At 36.8% G+C, this 23,881-nt stretch carries 26 protein-coding genes, 6 tRNA genes and 1 other RNA gene; 12 read left to right on the forward strand and 21 right to left on the reverse strand.

The genetic code is table 11. The annotated features are described in order from the left end of the window. Positions 1–9 precede the first annotated feature (9 nt). The 4 genes from NTY12_04770 to NTY12_04785 all read left to right on the forward strand — a co-directional run bounded on the left by NTY12_04770 (position 10) and on the right by NTY12_04785 (position 861). A tRNA-Arg gene (locus tag NTY12_04770) sits at positions 10–82 on the forward strand. 119 nt (positions 83–201) lie between these two features. Then, positions 202–278 (forward strand) — tRNA-Met (locus tag NTY12_04775). Positions 279–371: 93 nt separating this feature from the next. Next, positions 372–443 (forward strand) — tRNA-Lys (locus tag NTY12_04780). Positions 444–483: 40 nt separating this feature from the next. Next, entirely contained in the window at positions 484–861 is a 378-nt protein-coding gene (locus NTY12_04785; GenBank protein MCX6793310.1) for a hypothetical protein, read from the forward strand. Between the two features lie 60 nt (positions 862–921). Here NTY12_04785 and NTY12_04790 read toward each other — a convergent pair whose 3' ends face one another. The 12 genes from NTY12_04790 to nusA all read right to left on the reverse strand — a co-directional run bounded on the left by NTY12_04790 (position 922) and on the right by nusA (position 8,608). Beyond that, positions 922–1,206, reverse strand: coding sequence for an HU family DNA-binding protein (locus NTY12_04790; GenBank protein MCX6793311.1), 285 nt, complete (start codon positions 1,204–1,206; stop codon positions 922–924). 30 nt (positions 1,207–1,236) lie between these two features. Beyond that, a complete protein-coding gene (gene secG, locus NTY12_04795) occupies positions 1,237–1,464 on the reverse strand; it encodes a preprotein translocase subunit SecG (protein ID MCX6793312.1) in 228 nt (75 codons plus the stop codon). Positions 1,465–1,467: 3 nt separating this feature from the next. Then, on the reverse strand, positions 1,468–1,815 hold the full coding sequence (gene rplT / locus NTY12_04800; GenBank protein ID MCX6793313.1) for a 50S ribosomal protein L20: 348 nt from the start codon (positions 1,813–1,815) through the stop codon (positions 1,468–1,470). Between the two features lie 45 nt (positions 1,816–1,860). After that, positions 1,861–2,058 (reverse strand): 50S ribosomal protein L35, encoded by a 198-nt coding sequence (gene rpmI / locus NTY12_04805; protein ID MCX6793314.1) that lies wholly within the window; start codon positions 2,056–2,058, stop codon positions 1,861–1,863. A gap of 32 nt (positions 2,059–2,090) precedes the next feature. After that, positions 2,091–2,651 (reverse strand): translation initiation factor IF-3, encoded by a 561-nt coding sequence (gene infC, locus NTY12_04810; GenBank protein MCX6793315.1) that lies wholly within the window; start codon positions 2,649–2,651, stop codon positions 2,091–2,093. A 23-nt stretch (positions 2,652–2,674) separates the two neighbouring features. Next, positions 2,675–2,749: transfer RNA gene (locus NTY12_04815), tRNA-Gly, on the reverse strand. A gap of 103 nt (positions 2,750–2,852) precedes the next feature. Further along, positions 2,853–2,941, reverse strand: a tRNA-Leu gene (locus NTY12_04820). Between the two features lie 114 nt (positions 2,942–3,055). After that, positions 3,056–3,437: a transfer-messenger RNA gene (gene ssrA / locus NTY12_04825) on the reverse strand. Between the two features lie 44 nt (positions 3,438–3,481). Then, the gene (gene smpB, locus NTY12_04830; GenBank protein MCX6793316.1) at positions 3,482–3,955 is read right to left on the reverse strand and encodes an SsrA-binding protein SmpB; all 474 of its coding nucleotides are present in this window, start codon (positions 3,953–3,955) and stop codon (positions 3,482–3,484) included. A 33-nt stretch (positions 3,956–3,988) separates the two neighbouring features. Then, on the reverse strand, positions 3,989–5,278 hold the full coding sequence (gene tig / locus NTY12_04835) for a trigger factor (GenBank protein ID MCX6793317.1): 1,290 nt from the start codon (positions 5,276–5,278) through the stop codon (positions 3,989–3,991). 9 nt (positions 5,279–5,287) lie between these two features. Continuing rightward, positions 5,288–7,279: a sodium-translocating pyrophosphatase gene (locus tag NTY12_04840; GenBank protein MCX6793318.1), complete on the reverse strand. Its 1,992-nt coding sequence runs from the start codon at positions 7,277–7,279 to the stop codon at positions 5,288–5,290. 39 nt (positions 7,280–7,318) lie between these two features. Further along, positions 7,319–8,608 carry a transcription termination factor NusA gene (gene nusA, locus NTY12_04845; GenBank protein ID MCX6793319.1) on the reverse strand — a complete coding sequence of 430 codons (1,290 nt, stop codon included), beginning with the start codon at positions 8,606–8,608 and terminating at the stop codon, positions 7,319–7,321. Between the two features lie 225 nt (positions 8,609–8,833). Between nusA and NTY12_04850 the strand changes: the two genes are divergently transcribed. Beyond that, positions 8,834–9,394, forward strand: coding sequence for a hypothetical protein (locus tag NTY12_04850; protein MCX6793320.1), 561 nt, complete (start codon positions 8,834–8,836; stop codon positions 9,392–9,394). A gap of 65 nt (positions 9,395–9,459) precedes the next feature. On the opposite strand, the gene NTY12_04855 is transcribed toward NTY12_04850, so the two are convergent. From NTY12_04855 to NTY12_04880, 6 genes are all read right to left on the reverse strand, one after another. Then, positions 9,460–9,900, reverse strand: coding sequence for a pilin (locus tag NTY12_04855; GenBank protein ID MCX6793321.1), 441 nt, complete (start codon positions 9,898–9,900; stop codon positions 9,460–9,462). Between the two features lie 5 nt (positions 9,901–9,905). After that, positions 9,906–10,292: a hypothetical protein gene (locus NTY12_04860; protein MCX6793322.1), complete on the reverse strand. Its 387-nt coding sequence runs from the start codon at positions 10,290–10,292 to the stop codon at positions 9,906–9,908. Between the two features lie 4 nt (positions 10,293–10,296). Then, positions 10,297–10,863 carry a pilin gene (locus tag NTY12_04865; GenBank protein MCX6793323.1) on the reverse strand — a complete coding sequence of 189 codons (567 nt, stop codon included), beginning with the start codon at positions 10,861–10,863 and terminating at the stop codon, positions 10,297–10,299. 7 nt (positions 10,864–10,870) lie between these two features. Continuing rightward, the gene (locus NTY12_04870; GenBank protein MCX6793324.1) at positions 10,871–11,245 is read right to left on the reverse strand and encodes a hypothetical protein; all 375 of its coding nucleotides are present in this window, start codon (positions 11,243–11,245) and stop codon (positions 10,871–10,873) included. Between the two features lie 4 nt (positions 11,246–11,249). Then, positions 11,250–11,600: a hypothetical protein gene (locus NTY12_04875; GenBank protein ID MCX6793325.1), complete on the reverse strand. Its 351-nt coding sequence runs from the start codon at positions 11,598–11,600 to the stop codon at positions 11,250–11,252. Between the two features lie 76 nt (positions 11,601–11,676). Next, a complete protein-coding gene (locus NTY12_04880; protein ID MCX6793326.1) occupies positions 11,677–12,075 on the reverse strand; it encodes a pilin in 399 nt (132 codons plus the stop codon). Between the two features lie 107 nt (positions 12,076–12,182). On the opposite strand from NTY12_04880, the gene NTY12_04885 reads away from it, so the two are divergent. From NTY12_04885 to NTY12_04900, 4 genes are read left to right on the forward strand one after another with little or no spacing between them, the layout of a single operon-like run. Then, positions 12,183–13,745: a hypothetical protein gene (locus NTY12_04885; GenBank protein MCX6793327.1), complete on the forward strand. Its 1,563-nt coding sequence runs from the start codon at positions 12,183–12,185 to the stop codon at positions 13,743–13,745. After that, positions 13,732–15,087 carry a hypothetical protein gene (locus NTY12_04890; protein ID MCX6793328.1) on the forward strand — a complete coding sequence of 452 codons (1,356 nt, stop codon included), beginning with the start codon at positions 13,732–13,734 and terminating at the stop codon, positions 15,085–15,087. Before NTY12_04885 ends, NTY12_04890 begins: the two co-directional genes overlap by 14 nt. Position 15,088: 1 nt before the next feature. Beyond that, positions 15,089–15,817 (forward strand): glycosyltransferase, encoded by a 729-nt coding sequence (locus tag NTY12_04895; protein ID MCX6793329.1) that lies wholly within the window; start codon positions 15,089–15,091, stop codon positions 15,815–15,817. Between the two features lie 40 nt (positions 15,818–15,857). Then, positions 15,858–18,743, forward strand: coding sequence for a PBP1A family penicillin-binding protein (locus tag NTY12_04900; GenBank protein MCX6793330.1), 2,886 nt, complete (start codon positions 15,858–15,860; stop codon positions 18,741–18,743). Between the two features lie 52 nt (positions 18,744–18,795). Here NTY12_04900 and dnaN read toward each other — a convergent pair whose 3' ends face one another. Both dnaN and dnaA read right to left on the reverse strand, forming a co-directional pair. Next, entirely contained in the window at positions 18,796–19,911 is a 1,116-nt protein-coding gene (gene dnaN, locus NTY12_04905) for a DNA polymerase III subunit beta (GenBank protein ID MCX6793331.1), read from the reverse strand. A gap of 230 nt (positions 19,912–20,141) precedes the next feature. Then, entirely contained in the window at positions 20,142–21,491 is a 1,350-nt protein-coding gene (dnaA, locus tag NTY12_04910; protein MCX6793332.1) for a chromosomal replication initiator protein DnaA, read from the reverse strand. A gap of 159 nt (positions 21,492–21,650) precedes the next feature. Here dnaA and rpmH point away from each other — a divergent pair, with 159 nt between their 5' ends. The 3 genes from rpmH to NTY12_04925 all read left to right on the forward strand — a co-directional run bounded on the left by rpmH (position 21,651) and on the right by NTY12_04925 (position 23,146). Beyond that, positions 21,651–21,788, forward strand: coding sequence for a 50S ribosomal protein L34 (rpmH, locus tag NTY12_04915; protein MCX6793333.1), 138 nt, complete (start codon positions 21,651–21,653; stop codon positions 21,786–21,788). A gap of 334 nt (positions 21,789–22,122) precedes the next feature. Then, positions 22,123–22,386 carry a membrane protein insertion efficiency factor YidD gene (gene yidD, locus NTY12_04920; GenBank protein ID MCX6793334.1) on the forward strand — a complete coding sequence of 88 codons (264 nt, stop codon included), beginning with the start codon at positions 22,123–22,125 and terminating at the stop codon, positions 22,384–22,386. A 10-nt stretch (positions 22,387–22,396) separates the two neighbouring features. Continuing rightward, the gene (locus tag NTY12_04925) at positions 22,397–23,146 is read left to right on the forward strand and encodes a YidC/Oxa1 family membrane protein insertase (GenBank protein ID MCX6793335.1); all 750 of its coding nucleotides are present in this window, start codon (positions 22,397–22,399) and stop codon (positions 23,144–23,146) included. A gap of 610 nt (positions 23,147–23,756) precedes the next feature. Here NTY12_04925 and NTY12_04930 read toward each other — a convergent pair. After that, positions 23,757–23,831 (reverse strand) — tRNA-Cys (locus tag NTY12_04930). Between the last annotated feature and the right edge of the window lie 50 nt (positions 23,832–23,881).

The following is a 23,881-nucleotide window of genomic DNA, read 5'->3' on the forward strand; positions in this document are numbered from 1 at the left end:
TGAGAACAAGCACTCGTAGCTCAATGGATAGAGCACTTGGCTTCGGACCAAGGGGTTGTGGGTTCGAATCCTGCCGGGTGCACAAGGACAATTTCAAATTTTAAGTTTTAAATGATAAATTGTTGTGACCGCCTATGGCGGTTTTGAATATATCTACGATTTAGCTTAAAATTTAGAATTTGAAATTTGAAATTATTATATGGCTGGGTAGCTCAGTTGGTTAGAGCGCGGCACTCATAACGCCGAGGTCGAGAGTTCAAGCCTCTCCCCAGCTACCAAGAACAATTTTAAATTTTAAGTTTCAAATTTAAAAACAATTTTTTAATGATTTAATTTTGAAATTTAGAATTTGAAATTTGAAATTGTTATATGCACCCATAGCTCAGCGGTAGAGCAGTCGCCTCTTAAGCGAATGGTCGCAAGTTCGATCCTTGCTGGGTGCACAAATATATTTAAAAAAATAAAAAAACGAGGAGGGTAATCATGAAGCTAAATGGAGTTGGCTTATATTCAACAGAACATCACGTATTTACTCCCTTCATAGAAGAGAGTAGTACAATAGTCCAGGTTATAGAGCTCGTTAAAAAGGGGGAAATAAAAAATATTCCTTTAGTTCAAAAATTTATTATCTACTCGAAGTCTTGTCTTCTGTCTAGCTTGGTTGTAAATGTGGCTAGCTGGAGCCTTGTGAGCGCCAGACCTGATTTCATAACTAATGAAATATCTTTAGATTTATTAATCTACAAGGATCTAAATATAGATGAGGGTATTAAATTATTAGCTGAATCTTGGGACGTAACTGCAAGGTCATTAGTAGAAACCATACTAATATTTTGCCCAATAAAAGACAAAGTACAATAAAACAAACAAGTATAAAAAAGAACCCCTAGTCTTTCGACCAGGGGTTCTAATTTTTTTAAATTAAAATTTACCTTTTAAGGCATCTTTCAAAGTCTTTCCGGTTTTAAACTTAGCGACTTTGACTTCAGGAATTTGAATTCTTTCATTAGGCTTCTGAGGGTTAACACCACCTCGAGTGTGTCTGGTTCTGGCTTCAAAAGCACCAAAGCCTACTAGGCTAACCTTACTACCATTTTTTAATTGATTAACAATAATATCAACCATCTTATCAACAACTTCTTCTACTTGTCTTTTGGCAATATGAGTTTCATCAGAAATTTTTTCAATCAAAGCTGCTTTGTTCATATGTATAATATCTCAAAAGAGACTTAAAATTTATGATGCAAACAAACGAACAACTGATAGTCCAAAGAAAAGGACAGCTAAAACAATTGTTGTAATAAAGAGAACCTTTTCAACACCTCTTTTAGTTTGAAAGACATTGCTTGAACCACCAAAAATTCCTGATAAGCTTGTTCCTCTATTTTGTAAAAGAATAACTACGATAAGTAAAACTGAAACTACTATCTGAGCTATTTGAGTAAGGCGTGGATCAATAGTCATAGCCTATTTATTAACTTTTTTAATAATGTTTTCTAAGACAACTGGATGATTAACTGCTAAATCAGCCAGAATCTTGCGATCAACAACTACATCAGCTTTTTTTAACATGCCAATAAACTTAGAGTATGACAAATCATGAGCTTTCATAAATGCGCTAATCTTAATCTGCCACAAGGCACGACGGGTTCGCTTTTTATTGCGACGATCAACATAAGCATTAACACCAGCTTTCAAGACTGCAGTTTTGGCTTGTTTAATAAGTTTTTTGCGACCCCATTTATAGCCCTTGGTTTTCTTCAAAAGCTTGCGGCGCTTCTTTACATGGGTGGTTCCTCGTTTTACTCTAGGCATACATTAAATTATTATAAACTTGTCCCGTAAATACGGGGTTGTAGACTAATTATAAGGAATAAAAGACATGATGTTCTTAGAGTCACTCTTGTGAACACTTACATCACGGCGCTTATTTCGTACAGTTTTACCTGACTCGCGAGAATTAAAATGATCCTGACCAGACTTACGACGAATAAGCTTATTTGTCTTAGTTTTGGTAAATCTTTTTACTGTCGCTTTGTGTGTTTTTATCTTTGGCATATCGTCAAAATTTCAATTACATTAGATAAATTTTAGCTTTTTTTGTTAATTACTACCATAGTAAACTTTCCACCCTGGCTTGTCAAGCCTTCTTCAACCACGATACTGAATTCTGGGTCGGCTCTTAAGATACCGAGAAACTTATCAACCATCTGACGAGCTAATTCTGGGTGCTGTCTTTCTCGGCCGCGAAGCTGTAATTCAAGGCGAAGCTTGTCTCCTTTAGACAAAAACTTCTTAGCCTGCTCTGAACGAACATTTAAATCATGGTCACCAATTCTAATTGATAAACGCAAGCCCTTGATTTCACTCTTTCTTAATTGCACCTTTTGTTTCTGAGCTTTTTTCTCGCGTTCATATTTGAATTGTCCATAATCAGCAATTTTTACAATTGGTGGGTTGGCGGTAGGGTTTACTTCTACTAAATCAAGTTCATTTTCTTCGGCCAAGGCAATTGCATCAGCGACTGGCATCTCACCACGAAAAGTTCCCTCATCATCAATCAACATAACAATCGGTGCATGAATAGCCCGATTAATACGGAAAGTTTTTTGCGGTTCTTGATTTTTCGGTTTGCGATGTGTTCGACGCATTTGTCTAAACTAATTATTTAACTTGGAGCGGGTAACGGGAATCGAACCCGTATCTCTGCCTTGGCAAGGCAATATAATAACCATTATACGATACCCGCCTACGCCCTAACGGGCTTCGGCGGGCAAGCCCGCCATCATAGGCTAAAAACATTTTCTTCTTCATCAAAACTTCGGCTTGCCAGCCGTAGCCTTGGCGAAGGCTGGTGCCGAAGGAGGGAATCGAACCCTCACTGCATATTACTGCAAACGGATTTTAAGTCCGTCGCGTCTACCAATTCCGCCACTTCGGCTTATTAATCTTTAAACAACAATGCCCCTCGATAAACTCGGGGCATTCGCCTCGCTTTGCATGATCTCAGGTGTAACACCATGAGCGAGCCTGAGCTCGTCGAAGGCGAGTCGAATGGTGGAGATGAGGGGAGTTGAACCCCTGTCTAATAAAACGTCATTAGCATCTGTACAGACATAGCCTGATCTAAGTTTTCGCTTTTGTCATTAAGATCAGACAAAACTGACAAAAACTAGTCTGAATTTGTTTAAATTAATATTGTCAGGCAACAAGTACTAATCGGTTCTGCAGTATGACACCCGTGATCCAACGCGCAGAATACATTGGGCGGATGGTTGCGGCTTTAAGCGGCAACGGTCGCGAAAGCTGGGATCTTAAAAGAGAAAGCAGCCTTGGCGTTTACAGTTTTGACAACTGTTATTTTGATTGGATTTGCGTGATAATCAGCACGACCTGGATACTAATGCCGAGATTTACTATCAAATCCTAGCATCCCCTATATAGGGTATAAAGTTAAAAAAATTAACTTATATTTTAAGAACTAGCCCCTTATGTCGCCACTCTGGCGAATACTTTTAAGACCTCGTTTTAGCTCTCGATCTTTAATGGCTCGACGCTTGTCAAAGCTCTTTTTTCCGCGAGCTATAGCGAATTCTAGCTTAATAAGACTTCTCTCAGTATACAGTCTGATTGGAACCAATGTCAACCCCTTTTCTTGCTGTTTTCCTACTAAACGAGAGATTTCTTGCCGTCTAAGAAGCAATTTTCGGGGTACTTCTGGGTTGTAAGATTCTTTGCCAGCCGCACAACGATAATGCCCAATATATGAGTTTATTAAATAAGCTTCTGGTCGAGGACCGCCGCTATCTCTAAAGACCACGAAAGCCCCTTTTAGATTAGCTAAACCCGCCTTAGCCGCCTTAACTTCTGGCCCAGTCAAAACAATACCGGCTATGAACTTTTCTAAAAATTCATAGTCATAAGACGCTCGTTTGTTTAGCGCTAAGACGCTCATATATTATTTATGGTCCGAAGTTTTAACGTAGGACTATTTATCAATCACGTTCCAAGCAAGTAGATTAGTAATAGCTTTTCTATTTAATAAAGATGATTCAATATGTCGGTGATAATAAAGTGATCCAATAGTTTCTAAAGCTTTAGGATCATGGGCATACTGCTTCTTTAAAGCAGTGACTTCTTTTTCTACTTCTTCGTCGCTCACAACAATATTTTCGATTTTAATTATGTTTCGCAAAATCAAGCTAGCCTTAACGCGCTCTTTAGCTTGTGGTAAAAATTCCTGCTTAAACATTTCCGGAGTTTTATTCAAGCCAGTCATATAGTCAGCAAATTTTCCGCCCTGAGCATTAACATTATATTCTAATTCGCGTAGCATTATTTCACTTTCATTTTCTATTAAGACTTCGGGTAGCTCTGAAATTTCTGAATCATTAATAATTTTTTCCAGCATCTCTCTTTCAAATTTATTATCTAATTCATGTTCCTTTTCATGCTCCAAAGATTTTTTAATATTTTCTTTTAATTCAGTTTCACTTTTCAAACCAAAAGCATTTAAAAAATCATCGTTTAATTCTGGTAATTCACGAGCAAAAACATCTTTAATTTTTACTGTAAAATCAACTTCTTTGCCAGATAAATTTTTCAAATGATGATCAGCTGGATAATGAACTGAAAAAGATTTTTCATCGCCACTCTTAAGACCAATTAAGTTCTTATCAAAGCCTGGCACAAAATAATCTTTACCAATAACAACGACAACGTCTTTGCCTTGGCCACCATCAACCGGGACTTTGTCTAATAACATATTAACGTCAATCACAACTTTGTCATTTTCTTCGGCAGCGCGTTCAACCAAAACTTCCTTAACGCGGCTTTCACGTAAATGATCAATTACTTTAGTAACTTCTTTTTCATCAACCACAACTTTTTCTTTACTTAACTTTAGTTCTTTGTATTTGCCCAACTTAACCGATGGCAAAAGAGTTACTAGAGCCTTATATTCAAAGTCACTATTTGGCACTAACTTAGTAATTGTTATTTCTGGTTGACCAATCCAATCTTCACCAATATTTTCTTTAATAGCGGCGTCGATCGTCTTAGCCACAGCCATACGAGAAGCTTCCTCAGCAATCGCCATTTCACCAAGTCTGTCTTTAATTACATCATAAGGCGCTTTGCCAGGACGAAAACCCTCAATCTTATTATGTTCAGATAAATGAGTTGCGGCTTGTTTGGCAAAACGAGTCATCTCTTCAGTTGAAACACTAACTAAGAGTTCGACACGAGAAGCGGAAATGTTATTTTTAGTAACCTGCATGAAAATTATTTAGATAAGTAAGGCAACAATTAACAAAGCGATAATGTTAATAATTTTGATCATTGGGTTAATAGCCGGACCAGCAGTGTCCTTATATGGATCACCAACCGTATCGCCTGTTACAGCGGCTTTATGAGCGTCTGAGCCCTTACCACCAAAGTGTCCGTTCTCAATATACTTCTTAGCATTGTCCCAGGCGCCACCACCTGAAGTCATGGAAATAGCTACGAAAACACCGGTAATAATTGAGCCCATTAATAAACCGCCCAAAGCTTCAACACCCAAACCAAAACCAACAATAATTGGAGCTAGAACTGGAATCAAAGCTGGAACAATCATACGGCTAATAGCCGCTTTAGTAACAATATCAACTGTGCGTCCGTAATCTGGTTTTTCAGTACCCTTCATGATGCCTGGTTTTTCCTTAAACTGTTTGCGCACATCTTCAACGACGCTACCAGCGGCGCGACTAACTGCCTGCATTGATAGAGCAGCGAAATAATAAGGTAACATCGCACCAATAAACAAACCAGCAAGAACTAGTGGGTTATTGATTTGGAAAGAAAAATTTGAACCAGCGCTGTGAGTAAAGTCAGCAAACAAAACTAAGGCAGCTAAAGCCGCACTACCAATGGCATAACCCTTAGTAACAGCTTTAGTAGTATTTCCAACTGCATCTAGTGGATCGGTTACAGCTCTAACTTCGCTTGGTAGTTCAGCCATCTCAGCAATACCACCGGCGTTGTCGGTAATTGGTCCGTAAGCATCAATGGTAACAATAATTCCTGCCATTGATAACATAGCCATGGCAGCAATTGCGATACCAAATAAACCAGCTAATTGAAAAGCTCCTAAAATAGCAGCTACGATGACAATGATTGGCCAAACAGTTGCTTTCATGGAAATAGCTAAACCAGTAATAATGTTTGTACCATGACCAGTAGTAGATGCTTCAGCAATTTCTTGAACTGGTTTATATTTTGTTGAAGTATAATATTCAGTAATCATGACCAACGCCGCAGTAACTAATAACCCAATCAAAGCTGAAAGATAAATATTAGTAATACTATAAAGACCATTGCCAGACATAAGCCACTTTGTTACTGGATAAAAAATTATCGCAGCTAAAGCGCCAGCCGCAATCAAACCTTTATACAAGGCGGCCATAATATTTTTGCTCTTACCTAATTTAATAAAGAAGGTTCCAGCAATTGAAGTTAGAATTGAAATTCCACCTAAGACCAAAGGATAAAGTAAGGCGTTTTCAAAACCAGGGAAAAGAAGTTTACCTAAAATAATTGTGGCGATTAAAGTAACAACATAAGTTTCAAATAAGTCAGCGGCCATACCAGCGCAATCACCAACGTTGTCACCAACGTTGTCAGCAATAACAGCTGGATTGCGTGGATCATCTTCTGGAATACCAGCTTCTACTTTTCCAACTAAGTCAGCTCCAACGTCAGCGGCTTTAGTAAAGATTCCTCCACCCAAACGAGCGAAAACTGAAATCAATGAACCACCGAAACCTAGACCAATCAAAGCATGAACATCATGAGTTAAAAAATAAAAACCAGCTGTACCAAGTAAAGCCAAACCAACCACCAACATACCAGTGATACTTCCACCACGAGCGGCGACGTTCAAAGCTTTAGCAATCCCATGACGGGCTGCTTCAGCAGTTCGAACATTGGCGCGTACAGAAATGTTCATACCAATATAACCAGTCACGGCTGATAAAACAGCACCAACCATAAAAGCCAAAGCTGTCATCCAACCTAATGATGGAATCAAACCAATAATAACTGTAAGCACAATTGCTACTACAGCAACTGTCTTGTATTGGCGATTAAGATAAGCTTTAGCACCTTCCTGGATCGCTGCCGCAATCTCTTTCATTTTTTCATTACCTTCTGGTAAACGTAAAATGTAACTGATGAAAACTAAGCCGTAGATAATGGCTAAGGCAGCGCTGCCTAGAATAAGGAAAATAATATTGTTCATATAGATAAAAATTTCTAATTTTTAATTGATAATTTTTAATTAAACAGCCTCTTCAACTGCTTCTTCTTCTGCAATCTCTGGTGCGACAACTTCTTCAACTTCTGTTTTTACTTCTTCTTCAACTGGGGTTGTTTCATCAACTTCAGTTTTTTCTTCTGTTTTTTCAGCAGTAGTTCCGTCACCAGCAATATCAATATTCCAACCAGATAGGTGAGCGGCTAAACGAACGTTTTGTCCGTCCTTACCAATCGCCAAAGATAACTGATCATCCTTAACAGTAATATAGGCTTGATGCTGATCGACTACTAAACGAACTTGCTCTACTTTAGCTGGAGCTAGGGCATTAGCAATAAATGTTTCGGGATCTTCATTGTATTCAATTATATCAATTTTTTCTCCACCAAGTTCGCGAATAATTGTTTGAATACGAGAACCGCGTTGACCAACACAAGATCCAATTGGATCAATGTTGTCATTGCCAGCAGAAACGGCTACCTTAGAACGACTACCAGCTTCACGGGCGACAGATTTTATCTCTACTAAGCCATTAGAAATTTCTGGGATTTCCAAATAGAAAACTTTTTTCAAAATTTCTTCACTAGTACGTGACAAAACAATTTCTGGACCCTTTGGTGTGATGTTAACTTCTTTAACATAAAACTTTAATCTTTCACCCGGAGTGTAACGTTCGGTTCTAACTTGTTCTTCTGGTGGAATAATACCAGTAGCTCGACCAAGGTCAACTAAAATCAAACGACCTTCGCGGCGTTGAACAAAGCCAGTAATAACTTCATGTTCTTTGTCTTTAAATTCGCTAAACACCATATCGCGTTCAGCTTCGCGCAAGCGTTGAATAATAACTTGCTTAGCAGTTTGCGCAGCCATACGACCATATTCTTCATGAGTTTCTAATTCGGTTTTTATTTCATCACCGAGTTTATGTTTTTTACTTAAAGCCTTAGCTTCTGAAATTTGCATTTCAGTTTTAGGATTAAAACGCTTCTTACCATCCTCTTCATTAAACTCAGGTTCAGCTTGAGCCACAACAGCTTCTTTGTTGTTTGTTTTACCAGCTTCGACCTCAGGTTCAACTACCTCGGCGTATGAAGCTAATTCTTCTTCAGGAATATCCTCAACTACAGTCTTAATGTCAAAGACCCTGGTCTTATTGGTCTCTGGATCATACTCGACCTTAATATTTTGATTTTTTTCGCCGTAATCTTTTCGATAAGCGGCCGCCAAAGCAGATTCAATTGTGGTGATAACAGCTTCATAAGACAAGCCCTTTTCCTCACAAATCTGCTTTATAGCATTAGTTATTTCGCTCATATTTCTTTTTTTCCATTAAAATAAGCTAGTATCTAATAATACTAGCTTTAGTATCTTTATTGTAGCATGAATAGCTTTATAAATCAATATAGCCCCAATTTTAGCCTATTTTTGACCATCTATTGACAAAAATCAATAAAAGTGATATATTACTATATTGATAAAATATCAATAATTCTGAGAAAAAACAAAAAAATATTAAAATAATAGAAGGAGCACATTGAAATGAAGAATTTAATTCTGTTGGTTATGATGGTAATTGTTTTCAATTACATATCAGGTTGTGGTGCAGGCGATAGAGGAATGCTTGGCCAGGCAAAACTAAATGCCAAAGGCGAGGTTGTTAGCGGCGACGACTTTTACGTCGACGAATGGTATCACTTTAGGGTGATTAAAGCCACGGTGAATAATTTTGAGCTTAACAACAAGGGTGAAAGCTCAAATACCACCATCAACGAAGGTGAAAAAACTAAACTGCAAGATTCCAGGGGTTGGTTACTAGGTTATGTAGTAAACAAAACAACCTGGGACCAGTCGGTTACGATATGGAATGAAGACAACATATGCGTTGCTTCATACTATTTGCAGGGAAAAGAAATTGCGGCTCAATATCTAATGCCGACAGAAGAAGGCGAATACTATAGAGCATATTGGAATGGCAAAAGCCCACTTAAAGGCGATAGCCCAGATTGGACTTTTGAAGTTAATGTCTTTAAAGATGTTAACATGACCATGAAAACCAATAGCGGCACCAAGCAAAACAGGTGCCTCTGGTATTTGTACTAAACACAAACTTAAAAGACGTTTTACGAAATATGTAAAACGTCTTTTTTCTTTTTATCAAAATATTTCTATGAACCGCCGTGCTGACTAGTACCATCAGGTAAACTTTGAAATACAAAATAAGTAATTGCATAAGAGGCTGCAATAATTATCAAACCAATAACTGCGGCACGCAAAGTATCTTTAGCTTTATTGATTTTTTCTTCATCACCATTCGCTGTCATCCAGTTGAAACCAGCCAAAATCATTAAGATTACAAAAATAACTCCTAGAATAGAAAGAAAGGCTTTAATAACAGCTGAAACAACGCCGCCTATTGTCATGCCCGCTGAATAACCGGCTCTTTCTTGCAGGGCTGAAGTATTATTATTTATATCTCCAATAACATTAGCCTGCAGTAAACCTGGTCCAGCCGATGGTGATGTGGCAGCTTGTGCAATATTTAATATGAATAACAAAGAAAAAACTAGTGTTACAAGATATTTAATTTTTAAAAATTTAAATTTCATATTTTTTAAGAGACTAAATAGGTAGCGATAAAGTTCCAAATCGCAAAAGCGCCAGCCACAATTATTATGCCAATAATAGCTTGCCTTATTATAGTTTTAGCTTTAGTAACTTTCTCATCATCACCGTTCGCCGTCATCCAGTTATAACCAGCCAGCAACATTAAAATAATAAAAATAGTTCCCATTAAACCTAAGACGCCATTAATAGCCGTTCCAACCACATCAATTAAAGTCATTTCTGTTGCTGCTCCATAACCAGCGCCAACACCAACACCCTTTAAACGATTTAGCATCGGTGACGATGAAGCGGTAACAGTTCCGGTGGTTTGAGCAAAACTAATAAAAGGAAAGAGTAGTAGTGATGATATAACAATTAATTTTTTCCAAAACATATATTTAGGATGTTGGTGTTATGGTCGTGGTTGTACCCCATAACTTACTAATAACAAAGACGCTGATAGCATAAGCGGCGACAACAATAATTAGACCAATTATTGCGGCGCGGATTATATCTTTAGCTTTATCAATTTTTTTCTCATCGCCCGCCGCTGTCATCCAGGTATAACCACCGTAAATCATTAAAATCATAAATAGAACACCGAGCAAAGACAAAAATATAGAGACAATATTACTAATACGCTGATCAAGTGTTACTTCGTTTGGGCTATAACCTGCACTAGTGGCCACGTTTTTTACTTTATCAAAACCAAAGCCTTTGTTATTGCTGCCAGTAGTTGTACCGCCAGGAGTAGATTTTGGGGCGCAACAGTAATAGTTTGTTTGATCACAACGTAACCATGGTCCAGGCAAAATTTCATCTCCAGATGAGGGGCATTTAATAGGTGGGGTGGGAATATTTTCACACGACCCGGGACATGGTTGATCTGCGGCCGCCATAACGCTGGCCCCTGAAAAGAGGAGGATAAAAAAACTAATTACAAAAAGATAAAATATTTTCTTCATATAAATATTAAGTACTAGGCGCGGTAACTGGACCTTGAATTGATTGCCCAACAAAATTAGTAATGGCGTAAGCTGAGGCTACAATAATTAGACCAATCACAGCAGCTAAAATAATTTGCTTAGCTAGTTCAATCTTTTTTTCATCGCCAGCGGCACTCATCCACAAAGCGCCGGCATACAAAGCTAAACAAAAAAAGATAATACCGACTAAAGAAATAATTTGACCAATAATTTGACCAGCAATAGCATCGGGACTGTCTAAATTATTTTTTACCCCCGCCTTAGTAGCAGTTGTATCAAGTCCACCTAAGTCAACAGCGCTAACAAAATTAGGCACTACTAATACCGCTAAAAACAAAAATAAAAAAGCTAAACGTTTCATAGTATTAGCCGATTGAAGTACCAATAAATGTGGTAATCGCGTAGGCTGACATAACAATTATCAAACCAATGATAGCAGCAATTAATATTTTTTTTGCTTTAGCAACTGATTCTTCATTACCAGCCGATGTCATCCACATCAACCCTGCATAAACCACAAGTACAAAAAAGATAGTCCCAGTAAAGCCCAATACCTTACCCAAAACACCACCAATAAGGGTTGGAATATCTACGCCGCTCGGTAGCTTGCCCTTAGCAGCACTCAGGCCGGTCTCTTCGGGAGTAATAGCAAAAACATTGGCGGCATTAAACAAGGCCCCAAGGAAAATACTAATTCGTAAAAATATTTTAAGCATAAATCGTTTCTTTAAAGCCAAAACTATTTTAGCTCCAAAGAAACGGGCCCGAAAATTCGGGCCCAGGTAAATACAACTAGTTATTAGTTGCTTGCATCAAACCATTGATTACGAACTGTGCGATACCAAAGGCAGCCATAATAATGACTAAACCAATAACACCGGAGATAATCAATTTGCGCGCTTCTGCAACCTTATCTTCGTTACCAGCGGCGGTCATCCACTTAAATCCTCCCAAGAGAATAATAATGACGGCTACGATACCTAAGAAACCTAGAATGATACGGATAACTCTGGCGACGATGTCGCGAGGATCACGTTGACCAAGACCGGTTTCGGCCTGGAAATCATTCGCGTTATAATTTTCGCCCCAAAGATTGAGGTTAGCTGCCTTAGCCGGTGACACTGAGAAGGCTAAAGCCGGAACCGCCAACAAATTAAGAGCTAAAATAAATGCCAACAAATTTTTCTTCATATGTCACCCCCTCTCTATTAAGAATAATATCTTTATCTTATAAAGATGTTACTACTATGATAACATATTTATAGAAACTAAGACAAGGTTTTTAAGCAAATCAATTTATGTTTTTGTCCAAGATAGGCCCTAGGCTGGCTTGGTTAATATTTTACCTGGCCCTAGCCTTAATTTTAAGTGTTAATAGTTTTGGTTACCTTGATCCTGATTTTGGTTGGCACCTTAGAGTTGGCGAGAACATTGCTCAAAGTCTATCAGTGCCGCACGACCAGATCTATATGTGGTCTTTGCCAAATAAAAACTGGGTGGACCATGAATGGCTAAGCAATCTAATAACTTATGGCCTCTGGCAGATTGGCGGCTACACAGCCGTTAGCCTATTCTTTATCCTACTTCCACTGCTCGGTTTTATACTTTTAAATAAATATCTTTTTACTAACTATCTAAAAAGCAAAGCACATAGATCTATTTTTGCGGCGCTTGAGTTACTTGCCCTTATTGCCTGCTTGCCACACTTCGGTGTGAGACTTCAGGAGATTGGTTTTGTTTTTACAATTTTACTTTTCATTATTATTGATAGTTGCCGCAGAAAACAAAATATCAAACTGGCTTATTGGCTACCGCCACTTATTTTTTTATGGGCTTGTTTACATGGTAGCTTTCTTTTTGGACTAGCAACAATTTTAGGCTGGCTTATTTATGAAATAATTTTAAAGCTTATACCAGGCATAAAAAATTATTTCAATGAACAGGCGCTAAGCAATAAAGATCTAATCAAACTCGCTGGTATTGTCTTGATTTCACTTGCCGCAACCCTTTGTACTCCTTATAGACTCGAACTCTATTCATTCTTAAGCGAGTACGGCACTAATCGCTATTATCTTTCTCATATCGAGGAGTGGCGCACGCCTTACAGTATTCCCTTCGCATATTTTCAAATAATTTACGCTCAAATTATCGTAATCCTAGTTATCGCGACCAGGACTTATACAAAAAAATATTTATCTTTATGGAAATTAGTTTTATCACTTGGTCTTTTGCTAATGGCCTCGAGATCAGTTAGGCACTTTCCTTTATGGGCGGCTGCCTCTTTAATATTTTTAGCACCCAACATAATTAAACTGACATTAGAAAATACAAAAATATTTTACGGAAAATTTATAAGCTACTTAGCAATATTTTGCACTTTATTAATCGCCCTTGTTTTGGGTCTACAAACTGACTTCACGAGTAAGCCTTTTACAAATTATTGCGATAGATATCCTTGCGGCGCCGTTCAATTTTTGAAAAATAGTCCACACTACGGCGACTTAAAAATTTTTAATGATTATAGTTGGGGTGGATATTTAATTGGGGTTTGGCCAGAAAAAAAGATTTTTATTGATGGACGCTTACCTCAATACAGTTTTAATAAGCACACCATGCTTGAAGAATATAGTAGCTTTTTCCAAAACAACCAAACAAAAGAAAAGTTTAATGAGTATGTAATTAATCTGGTTCTATTTAAAAGCACCGAGGCACCCTCCAGTGTTGATTGGTTTGAGCAACTAATAACCGGCGAGAAAGACAATCGGGAAAGAAAAAATCCGCTGATCGAATATTTAAAAAATTCAGCTGACTGGAAAGCGGTTTATAGTGATAAAGTTGCCACAGTTTATGTTAGAAAATAAATCACTTTACAAAACAATAAAAAAATCTTGGCCATGGTTATTTTTAGCCTTAGCTTTATTTTTAACGCACTCGTCTCACTTAGTTGATAGTGACGAAGGCATAATTCTAAATGCAGCCTGGAACATTATCAACGGCAAAAAGCTTTATCTTGATTCCTTTGAATTCTATGCCCCTGGCTCGGCATATTTACTTGCCTGGTGGTGGAAATTAAGTGGTCCCAGCTACTTAAGCGCCGCTTTTTTAAGCTATTTAATAAGTCTTTCATCAATGGTTGGTCTTTATTTTATTAGTAAAAAACTAGAAATTAAGCGCTGGATATTTTTAGCGCCAGCTCTATTTTTAATTAGCTCTTCTTTTTGGCCATTAATTAATCACAATAATTTTAATATCGCAGCCATTATCTGGGCATCTTACTGTTTAATCCTTGGCATAGAAAATAAAAAATATTTTTTATTTTTAGCTGGTCTTTTTTCTAGCCTGGCAATTTTATTTACTCAACACAAAGGTATAATCGTCGCCGGGTTTTTTATAGTTTATTTAGGTTATTTAAAACTTAAAAATAAATTAAAAATAATTGACCTTATTTATTTTGCAGTTCCCTTGGTTCTTCCACTGCTAGCTTTGTTTATATTTTGGTCGCCGCTTATTTTGTACAACAATTTAATACTATTCCCTTTAATAAACTATCCTGCAACCAACTTCCTACCTTTGAATTTTTGGTTGCTTTGTTTAGCTATCTGTGGATCAATAATATTTACTGTTTGGCCAACAACTAATAAACAACAAAAAAATATTTTCCTATTTTTATCCTGTTTAAGTTTGATATTATTAATAACTAGCCTAAGTCGCGCTGACATAGAACATGTCTTACAATCATTAGTTGTCTTCTTGCCAATCATTGCCTTAATCTTTGAATCGGCTATTAAAAAACCTAAAGAAAAATTATTGATTTTCACAATATTGACGATTGCCATAATAAGTCGTTTTATTTGGCCACCATTTGACAACCTAGGCGCACGGAATATTATTAAGGTAATAAAAGACAACTGTCCGCAAGATTTAAAAATTTACGCTGGTCCATTTATGCCAGGAATATATTTTGAGAGCAGATCTTTAAACCTTACGCCTTTCAGCTTTCTTATTACAAAACAACAGACAGAAGAGCAGTTTAATACTGCTTATAACATTTTTAAAAACAACCCGCCAAACTGCCTTGTTCTGAGCTATAGTGCTGTTGAGAAATTTTCCTATGATAAAAATAATTCATTAGATAATTTCTTTAAAGATAACTATAAAAAAGTAGACTATCTTGGGAAAATAGATATTCTAATAAAAAAATAATATGCGCTGCGATATTTGCATACCAGCCTACAATGAATCACTAATTCTAGAAACCAGTACTAAACAGGTATTAGATTTTTGCAAAAGAAACTTAAACAATGTTGATTGGTCAATTATCTTGATTATCAATGGATCCAATGACAACTCTCCACAGCTAGCCAAAGAGATAACTAATTTAGATAAAAAAATCAAAGCCGTTATATTCTCTGAGCCGGGTCGCGGTAAGGCATTAAAAAAATACTGGCTACAAAGCGAGGCTGATATTTTTTGTTATATGGATAGCGACCTAGCGGTTGAGCTTGACGCTTTGCCTAAATTATTATACCCCCTAATTAAAGCTGAGGCTGACCTAGTAATTGGTAATCGCTATGACAAACAATCAAGCATTGAAAGATCTGCTCTTAGGGAGCTTTCCTCGAGAACTTACAATTTATTAGCCAGACTAATACTAGGGCACAAACAAAAGGACCTGCAGTGCGGTTTTAAAGCCGTGAGCAAGGCAGCTTTTGTTAAACTAGCTGAAAAAGCCAATGATAGTGGTTGGTTTTTTGATACAGAGTTAATTGTTTGGGCAAATAAACTAAAATTAAGAGTGGCTGAGGTACCTGTTAATTGGCACGAAACAAGACTAGGTAAACGACAAAGCAAGGTAAAGCTCATGTCAGACTCAGTTGATTTCATAAAACGCCTACTAGAACTAAGACAAAGACTAAATAACACAGTAAAATAGCTCTGTGTTATAATAGAAGAATAAATACTAGATTAAAAAAATGACTAATCCTCGTTTTGTTCGTCGTCCTCCGCAATACTGGAGAGAAGATAAACGCAAAGTAAAACCAAGAACCAATTGGCGCCAAGGTAAAGAAAATAATTTTTCTTGGCAAGAATTTTTCTCTATGCCTCAAGTAAAGAAGTTTATTCGTTACGGAATAATTGGCTTACTTGTTGTTGTCGCCGGGGTTTTTATCTGGGCATCTTACGGACTACCAGATCCAAATAAACTAATTTCTCGTGAAATACCAGAAAGCACAAAAATATATGACCGCACTGGCGAAACAATTCTCTATGAAATCAGTGGAAACGAAAAAAGAACTTTGGTTACGCTAGACAAAATTCCACAACACCTGCGCGACGCCACAATCGCCATTGAAGACAAAAACTTTTATACCCATAAGGGTTTTAGCTTGTGGTCAATTTTTAGAAGTGCAATCACCAACCTATTAACTAACAAAACAACCGGCGGTTCAACTCTAACACAACAATTTATTAAAAATGCTGTTTTAACTTCTGAAAAATCTTACATCAGAAAACTTAAAGAAGTAATTTTAGCCTACCGTTTAGAAAAAAACTTCTCTAAAGATGAAATTTTACAGATGTATTTTAATGAAATACCCTATGGCTCAAATGCCTACGGTGTTGAAGCAGCTAGCTTAAAATATTTTGGTAAGCATGTTCAAGACATAACATTACCTGAGTCTGCTGTTTTGGCTGCGATTGTACAAAGCCCCTCTCGTTATTCGCCTTACGGTCCAAACAAAGATACTTTAATTGCTCGCCAACAATATGTAATTGATTTAATGGTTGATCAGAAAATGATAACAAAAGATGAGGGAGCAAAAGCCAAAGAAACAAAGGTTGTTTTCAAAAATCCGACAGATAGTATGATGGCACCCCATTTTGTTATGCATATTAAAGAAATGTTGGCTGAAAAATATGGAGAGAAAATGGTTGAACAGGGTGGTTTAAAAATCTACACCACACTTGATACTTACAAACAACAAATTGCTGAAGAAGTTGTAAAAGATAAGGCTGAACAAAATGATAAAAAGTTTTTAGCGCGTAATGCGGCCCTGGTTTCAATTGATCCAAAAACTGGACAAGTTCTGGCTATGGTTGGTTCGCGTGATTATTTTGATGATTCAATCGATGGTCAAGTTAACGTTGCCCTTAAAGCAAGACAACCTGGCTCATCATTTAAGCCAATCGCTTATGCTACGGCTTTTACACTAGGCTACACACCAAACACAATTCTCTATGACGTAGTTACCAACTTCTCAACCAACGGAACAGCTTATGAGCCACGCAACTACAACAATAAAGAATATGGTCCTGTTAGCATGAAAAAGGCTCTTAGTGGCTCGCTAAACACACCAGCCGTGAAAACTCTTTATTTAGCTGGACTTGATAGAACATTAGAAAACGCAAAAAAGCTAGGCTATACAACCTTAGGTGATAAGGATCGCTTAGGCTTATCATTGGTTTTAGGTGGTGGAGAAGTTACTTTACTTGAACACACCAATGCTTACAGCGCTTTTGCCCGCGATGGGCTAATGCATGATCCAAGTTTTATTTTAAAAATTGAAGACCGTAGCGGAAAAGTTATTGAAGAGTATAAGGGTGATGAGCGCCGGGTTTGGGATCAAAATATTGCTCGTGAAATAAGCTTCTGCTTATCAGACAACAATGAACGTGCTTATATTTTTGGTTCTAGAAACTTCTTAACCCTTGGCAATAGGCCAGTAGCTGCTAAAACTGGTACAACCAACAACAACCGCGACGCTTGGACGATTGGCTACACACCATCCTTGGTAACTGGTGTTTGGGTTGGTAATAATAATAACACTGAAATGAAAGCCGGAGCTGATGGTAGTGTGGTGGCTGCTCCTATTTGGAACGAGTATATGCGACGAGTTTTAGGCAATGATAATATAGAAAATTTCACTGCACCAAATATTCCAATATCAGGCAAAGATGTGATTGACGGAAAAACTGGAAATGGAACAAAAATTAAAATTGATAAAGCCTCTGGTCTTTTAGCAACCGAATATACTCCAGCTAGCTTTATTGAGGAGCGTAGTTTTCAAGATCCACATGACATTCTATATTACGTTGATAAAAATAATCCACTAGGACCGGCTCCAAAAAATCCTGCCGCTGATCCACAATTCAACCTCTGGGAAAGCCGCGTTCAAGCTTGGGCAAAGAAAAATAAAATTGAAACTAGCGCCGCCCCAACCGAAAAAGATAATTTACATATTCCTGAAAATATTCCAGTCTTTTCTTTATCGGGCTTAAGCGAAGGACAGTCAGTCACTACAGGTCGTCTCAGTGTCAAAATACAGGCCTCTGCGCCACGCGGCGTCGCCCGAGCTGAATACTACATCAATGGTAGTTTATTAGAGAGCAACGCCACTTATCCATTTAGTCTAGATTCATCAATTGATTTTTTATCTAACGGCTATTACGAACTAACAACCCGTGTTTGTGATGATATTGATAACTGCTCTGAGCAAAAAATTAACTTTAATTTTAAGGCTGGTAAAAAAGCGACCAACGAATCAGCTGGCGTTTCTTTAGGTAGTCCAAGTGAAGGACAAAGTATTGCTGCCGCAAGTTTTCCATTATTACTACGCGCCAATATTTCTAACCCAAAGCTAGTTGGCCGCATACAGTTTAAAATAACTAATCCAGATAAAACAACTAGCATAATCGGACCATTGAAAGTATCTTCTCAAACTACAATTGAAACAACTTGGTCAACAGCGCCAGCTAATGGTAGCTACACTATTTATGCCGAAGCTTTTACGTGGCAAAATCAAACTATTAGCAGCTCTCCGACAACAATGAGTATCACAGGTACTGCCGCCACTCAATAAAATAATAAAACAAAAAAGACCCCGGTCTTCGGGGTCTTTTTTTATATAAAATTTATTTTTTTATTGGCATTATAATATAGCGATAATTTTTATCTGATTCATCTTGTAAAATACACGGTGTTTGGTCGTCAATTATAGAAAACACCGAACTAGTTCCAATTAAAGCTGCTAAACCATCTAGTACATAGCGATAATTAAGAGTAATACTTGTATCGGCTCCAGTAACAATTCCCTCAACCACGGCTTGATGTTCTCCGGTTTGTCCAGAAGCTGATGAAATTTCTAAACCTGATTTAGAAAAAGAAAAATTAATATCATTAACTCCGGCACGTGAAAAAATAGCCGCTGCTTTAACCGCCCTAATAACATCATCCTTACTAAAAGAGGCTGAACAAACTTGCTTTTGTGGAATTATTTGTTGGTAATCAGGATAATGACCGTCAATCAAGCGAGACACTATCTCTGTTCCTCCAACCACAAACAAACACTGGTTATCAGACGCATAAAGCAAAACCTCATTAACCACCTCTTCATCACCTTGATCAGAGGATATTATTCTCGCTAATTCTTGAACTGTTTTTACGGGGATAATTAATTGTCTGTTTTGACTAAAATTATTTTCAATCTCTATTTTCTTTTCAGCTAAGCGATAACTATCAGTTCCGACAATTGTCATAGCTTTGTCATCTAAAGAAAACAAAACACCAGACAACTCAATTCTCGCCTCATCACTAGACACTGAAAAAGCAACTTGTGATAATGCTTTTTTAAAATCATTTAAATTTATTTTTACAAACTCAGTGCGTTCAATTTTAGGAATTAAGGGAAACTCTTCGGCTGAAGAACCCTTAATTTTAGTTTTATAAGAACCACACTCTAATAACAACTCTGATTCAACTAAAGAGATTGCAATTTTTTCATTATTAAGTAAAGCAACATAATCAGAAATTGTTTTTGCGTCTACCGTAAACGATCCATCCTCATCTATCTTCCCCCTTAATGTTGTTGTAATACCCAGTTCTAAATTAGTTGTAATTAAATTAATTACCCCCGCTTGAGCTGTTATTAAAATATTATTTAATATAGGCAGAGAAGCGTTTTTCTGCGCTATATGGTTTACTGAGTATAAACAATTTTTTAAATTTTTTTGAAGACTTATAAGTTTCATATATTATATATACTAGTAATAGTAATAAGGCTGTGAAAACTGTGGATTGTTGATTTTTGTTAGTGTTTTATTATTTTAGCTGTTAATCGACTTGTTAATAACTTTGCTAAAACTTTTTTATTTTGTGAATAACTTTTCTTTTTTTATTTTTTTCATAACTTATTAATAAGTGTTACACAGCTTTATCCACTTAAAAACAGCTACTTACTAACTTTTTTTCCACAAGATTTTTATTGTAATAATTGTTTAATTGAAAGCAGTTGTTGTTTTAGTTTTGGGTTGTGTTTTAAATCTTCAGCTATTTTATTACAGGCATGAATTGCTGTGGTGTGATCGCGGCCACCTAATTCATGACCAATTGATGGAAAAGATGCGCCCAACTCCTCCCTTAGTAAATACATAGTTATTTGGCGTGGAAATACTAGTTCTTTTTTACGGCTTTGCCCTGTAATATCTTTTACCTCAATATCAAAAAACTTTGAAACGGCATCGATAATATTTTTATTGGTAATATTTGTTTCTCTAAATTCAGCTAAGGTCGAGGCTAATATGTTTTTGGTTCCTTCTAGGGTGGCTGGTAGGTTATTGAACTCAAAATAGGTTATTAGTCTTGTTAAAGCACCCTCTAATTCACGAATATTACTATTTATATTAACTGCTAGGTAGTTAACAATGTCGTCGCCTAAAGGATAATTCTTTTCATGACACTTGTTTCTTAGAATGGCTATTTTTGTCTCAAAATCAGGTGCAGTGATATCTGCTATCATCCCCCACTCAAAACGCGATAGGAGGCGTTTTTCAAGCGCAGGGATGGCCTTTGGTGGTCGATCAGAAGTAAGCACGATTTGTCGATTGGTTTGGTGTAGTTCATTAAAGGTATGAAAAAATTCTTCCTGTGTACCGTCTTTACCAGCCATGAATTGGACATCGTCAACTAACAACAAATCAACGTTACGGTACTTTTCTTTTAATTGCTTGGCTCGGCCTGATCTTACTTCATTTATGTAATCATTAGAAAACTTTTCTGATGTAACATAAAGTATTTTTTCGGTTTTTTTAGAAAGTTCATTGCCAATAGCTTGGAGTAAGTGAGTTTTACCTAAACCAACACCACCATAAATAAATAAGGGGTTATAAGCACGACCAGGGTTTGTGGCTACTGCTTGGCAAGCAGCATAGGCTAGCTCGTTTCCTTTACCAACAATAAAACTTGAAAAAGTATAATAGGCATTAAGGCCGAAACGATTAATTCCATTTGATTTTGGTAGGCTTGGTTTTTTTTCTGGACCAAGAGCCGAATTAACTTGGGCAGAGATGTTATTTATTGGTCTGCGCGATTCTATTTTATAAGAAATTTCTTTGATTGGGCTTTTAGTAATGTTTTTGAAAGCTGTTAATATTTCTTGATAGTATTTTTTTTGTAACCAGGCTTGTGTAAAGGTGTTTGGCACACAAATAATAACCCTTTCATCCTCATATGAATCAATAAAGGTATTTTTAAACCAGGTTGTAAAACTAGCCTTGGATAGAGTTAGCTCAATTTCACCTAAAACCGCTTGCCAGAGTTGTTCATTGTCCATAATTTGTTTGATATAAAGTCATTGCCCATTATAACAGGCTTGAGTGCTAACTAAAAGCCTTAGCTTTGTTTATAAAGTGTTAATAAGTAGTGGACAGCCCTAATAATTGACGAGAGCGCATAATAATGTTAGGTTAGACATATATTATTTTACACATATATGCCGAAACGAACATATCAACCAAATGCCCGCCGCGCCAAAAAGAAACATGGTTTTCGTAAAAGAATGCAAACCAAGAACGGTCGCGAGGTAATAAAGCGCCGCAAGGCCAAAGGTAGAAAAAAACTAACCGTTTAAATATGCTCCCAAAATCGCGAAGACTTTGCTTAAAGCGCGATTTTGAGCGCGTTTTTGCTAGTGGGCGATCAGTCCAGGGTAAGTTGTTTCGCCTTAAATTTTTAAAAAATTCTCTTGGCCTAAACCGATTCGCTGTAGTGGTTAGTTCTAAGGTTAGTAAAAAAGCAGTGATTAGAAACAGAATAAGGCGCCGTGCCTGGTCAACCATAGCATCGCTAGACACAAGCTTAGGTGGGAATTTAGATATTGTTTTCGTTTCCCTGCCCGAAGCAGCTAGGTCCGACTTTTTAGCAGTAAAAAATGAAATTACATTCTTTATTACTAGGAGACTTTCATGAATAATTTAAGATATTTATTAGCTCTTCCCAAGGTAGTAACCTTAAAACTGCTACTTCTTTATCAAAAAACATTTTCTTTGGATCATGGAACGCTAAAGCGACTTTTCCCTTATGGCTATTGTCGTTTTTATCCAAGCTGCTCAGAGTATGCTTATCAAGCAATTGATCGTCATGGTCTTAGAAAAGGCGGCATCATGGCCCTGTGGCGTTTGTTAAGATGTAATCCTTGGAATAAGGGAGGTAATGATCCTGTTTTGTAAATAAAATTTTATGGGTAACTTTTTTGTAACTATTTTTTATCAGCCAATTTTAAATTTGCTGGTCTTAATATATAACGTAATCCCTGGGCATGATATTGGGCTGGCTATTATTGTTTTAACTCTAATTGTTAAACTAATTCTTTATCCTCTGTCTAAAAAATCACTTGAGGGACAAAAAGCACTTCAAAGTCTGCAGCCAAAACTAGAAGAAATAAAGAAACAGTATGCAAATGATAAAGAAGGCTTGAGTAAGGCAATGATGGAGTTGTATAAGAAAGAAAAGGTAAATCCACTATCATCTTGTTTGCCACTTCTTATTCAATTACCCTTTTTCTGGGCAATTTTTAGAGTCTTCAGAGATGAGCTATCTGGTAAGGCTACAACTATGCTTTATTCATTTGTTTTCCATCCTGGCGTAATGAACCCAGTTTCATTTGGTTTTATAAACTTTTCAAAACCTAATATAGTAATGGCAATATTGGCTGGTGCATCTCAGTTTGTGCAAGCCAAAATGATGCCAATGAAACCGGCTGCTATAAATAATTCAGCCTCCAAGGATGAAAATATGATGGCAGCAATGAATAAACAAATGCTTTACTTCATGCCAGCCTTTACGGTGTTTATATGTTTGAGTCTACCAAGCGGTCTAGCCTTTTATTGGTTAATTTCAACCTTGCTAACAATACTTCAGCAATGGTATATGTTTAGAAATGACAAGAAACCGGTCGATAAGGTTCTTGAAGGAGAACTTGTTAAGTAAAATTAAATAAAATTGGATAAAAAAAGAGGCCCATCAGGGCCCCTTTTAATATAAAATTAATTCGTGGGCTGGTAGATGAGCCTCATCCCTATGGAATTTACTTTTTATAAGTATATTCAAATTAGGGAATCGGCTTTGTGTTGACTTCCAAAGCATACTTTTTTACGCGGGGTACGGTTTTGCCTTACATGAAGCAAGACTTGCCCTTTTTTTATTTTTATTTTGTTAGGTGTATCAACACCACCTATTTTTTATCCCAGTAAAAAAGAGAACTTTTGAGATATGAAATAAATCATTTCGCAAAACTTCTAAATGTCTTAAAGAACTTTCTATACTATTAGTATATCATATATTTGACAGGCGGTCAATGATGTTTAATAAATAATATTTTGCTTAATATAAGCATATTTTTTATTCTAAAAATTTTGAAAGAAAAGTTTTCAACAGTTTAAGTCTATGTCTAGTTAGACTTAAATCAATTATTTATCAACAGAAGACACAGCTTATCCACAGTTTTAAAGTTGCTTAGTGTTCTAAGTTTAGTTATATGAGGCTTAAGTGTGCTTGTATAGTAAAAGACACTGCCTAATGGGCAATGTCTTTATAGTAGAGGTCACGGTGGGATTCGAACCCACGAAATGGCAGTTTTGCAAACTGCTGCCTTAAACCACTTGGCGACGCGACCAGGTATTAATTTAACTACCCTACTATATCAATTTTATAAATACAAAACAA

Source organism: Candidatus Falkowbacteria bacterium (assembly GCA_026396835.1).
Lineage (GTDB): Bacteria > Patescibacteriota > Patescibacteriia > Patescibacteriales > Patescibacteriaceae > Patescibacterium.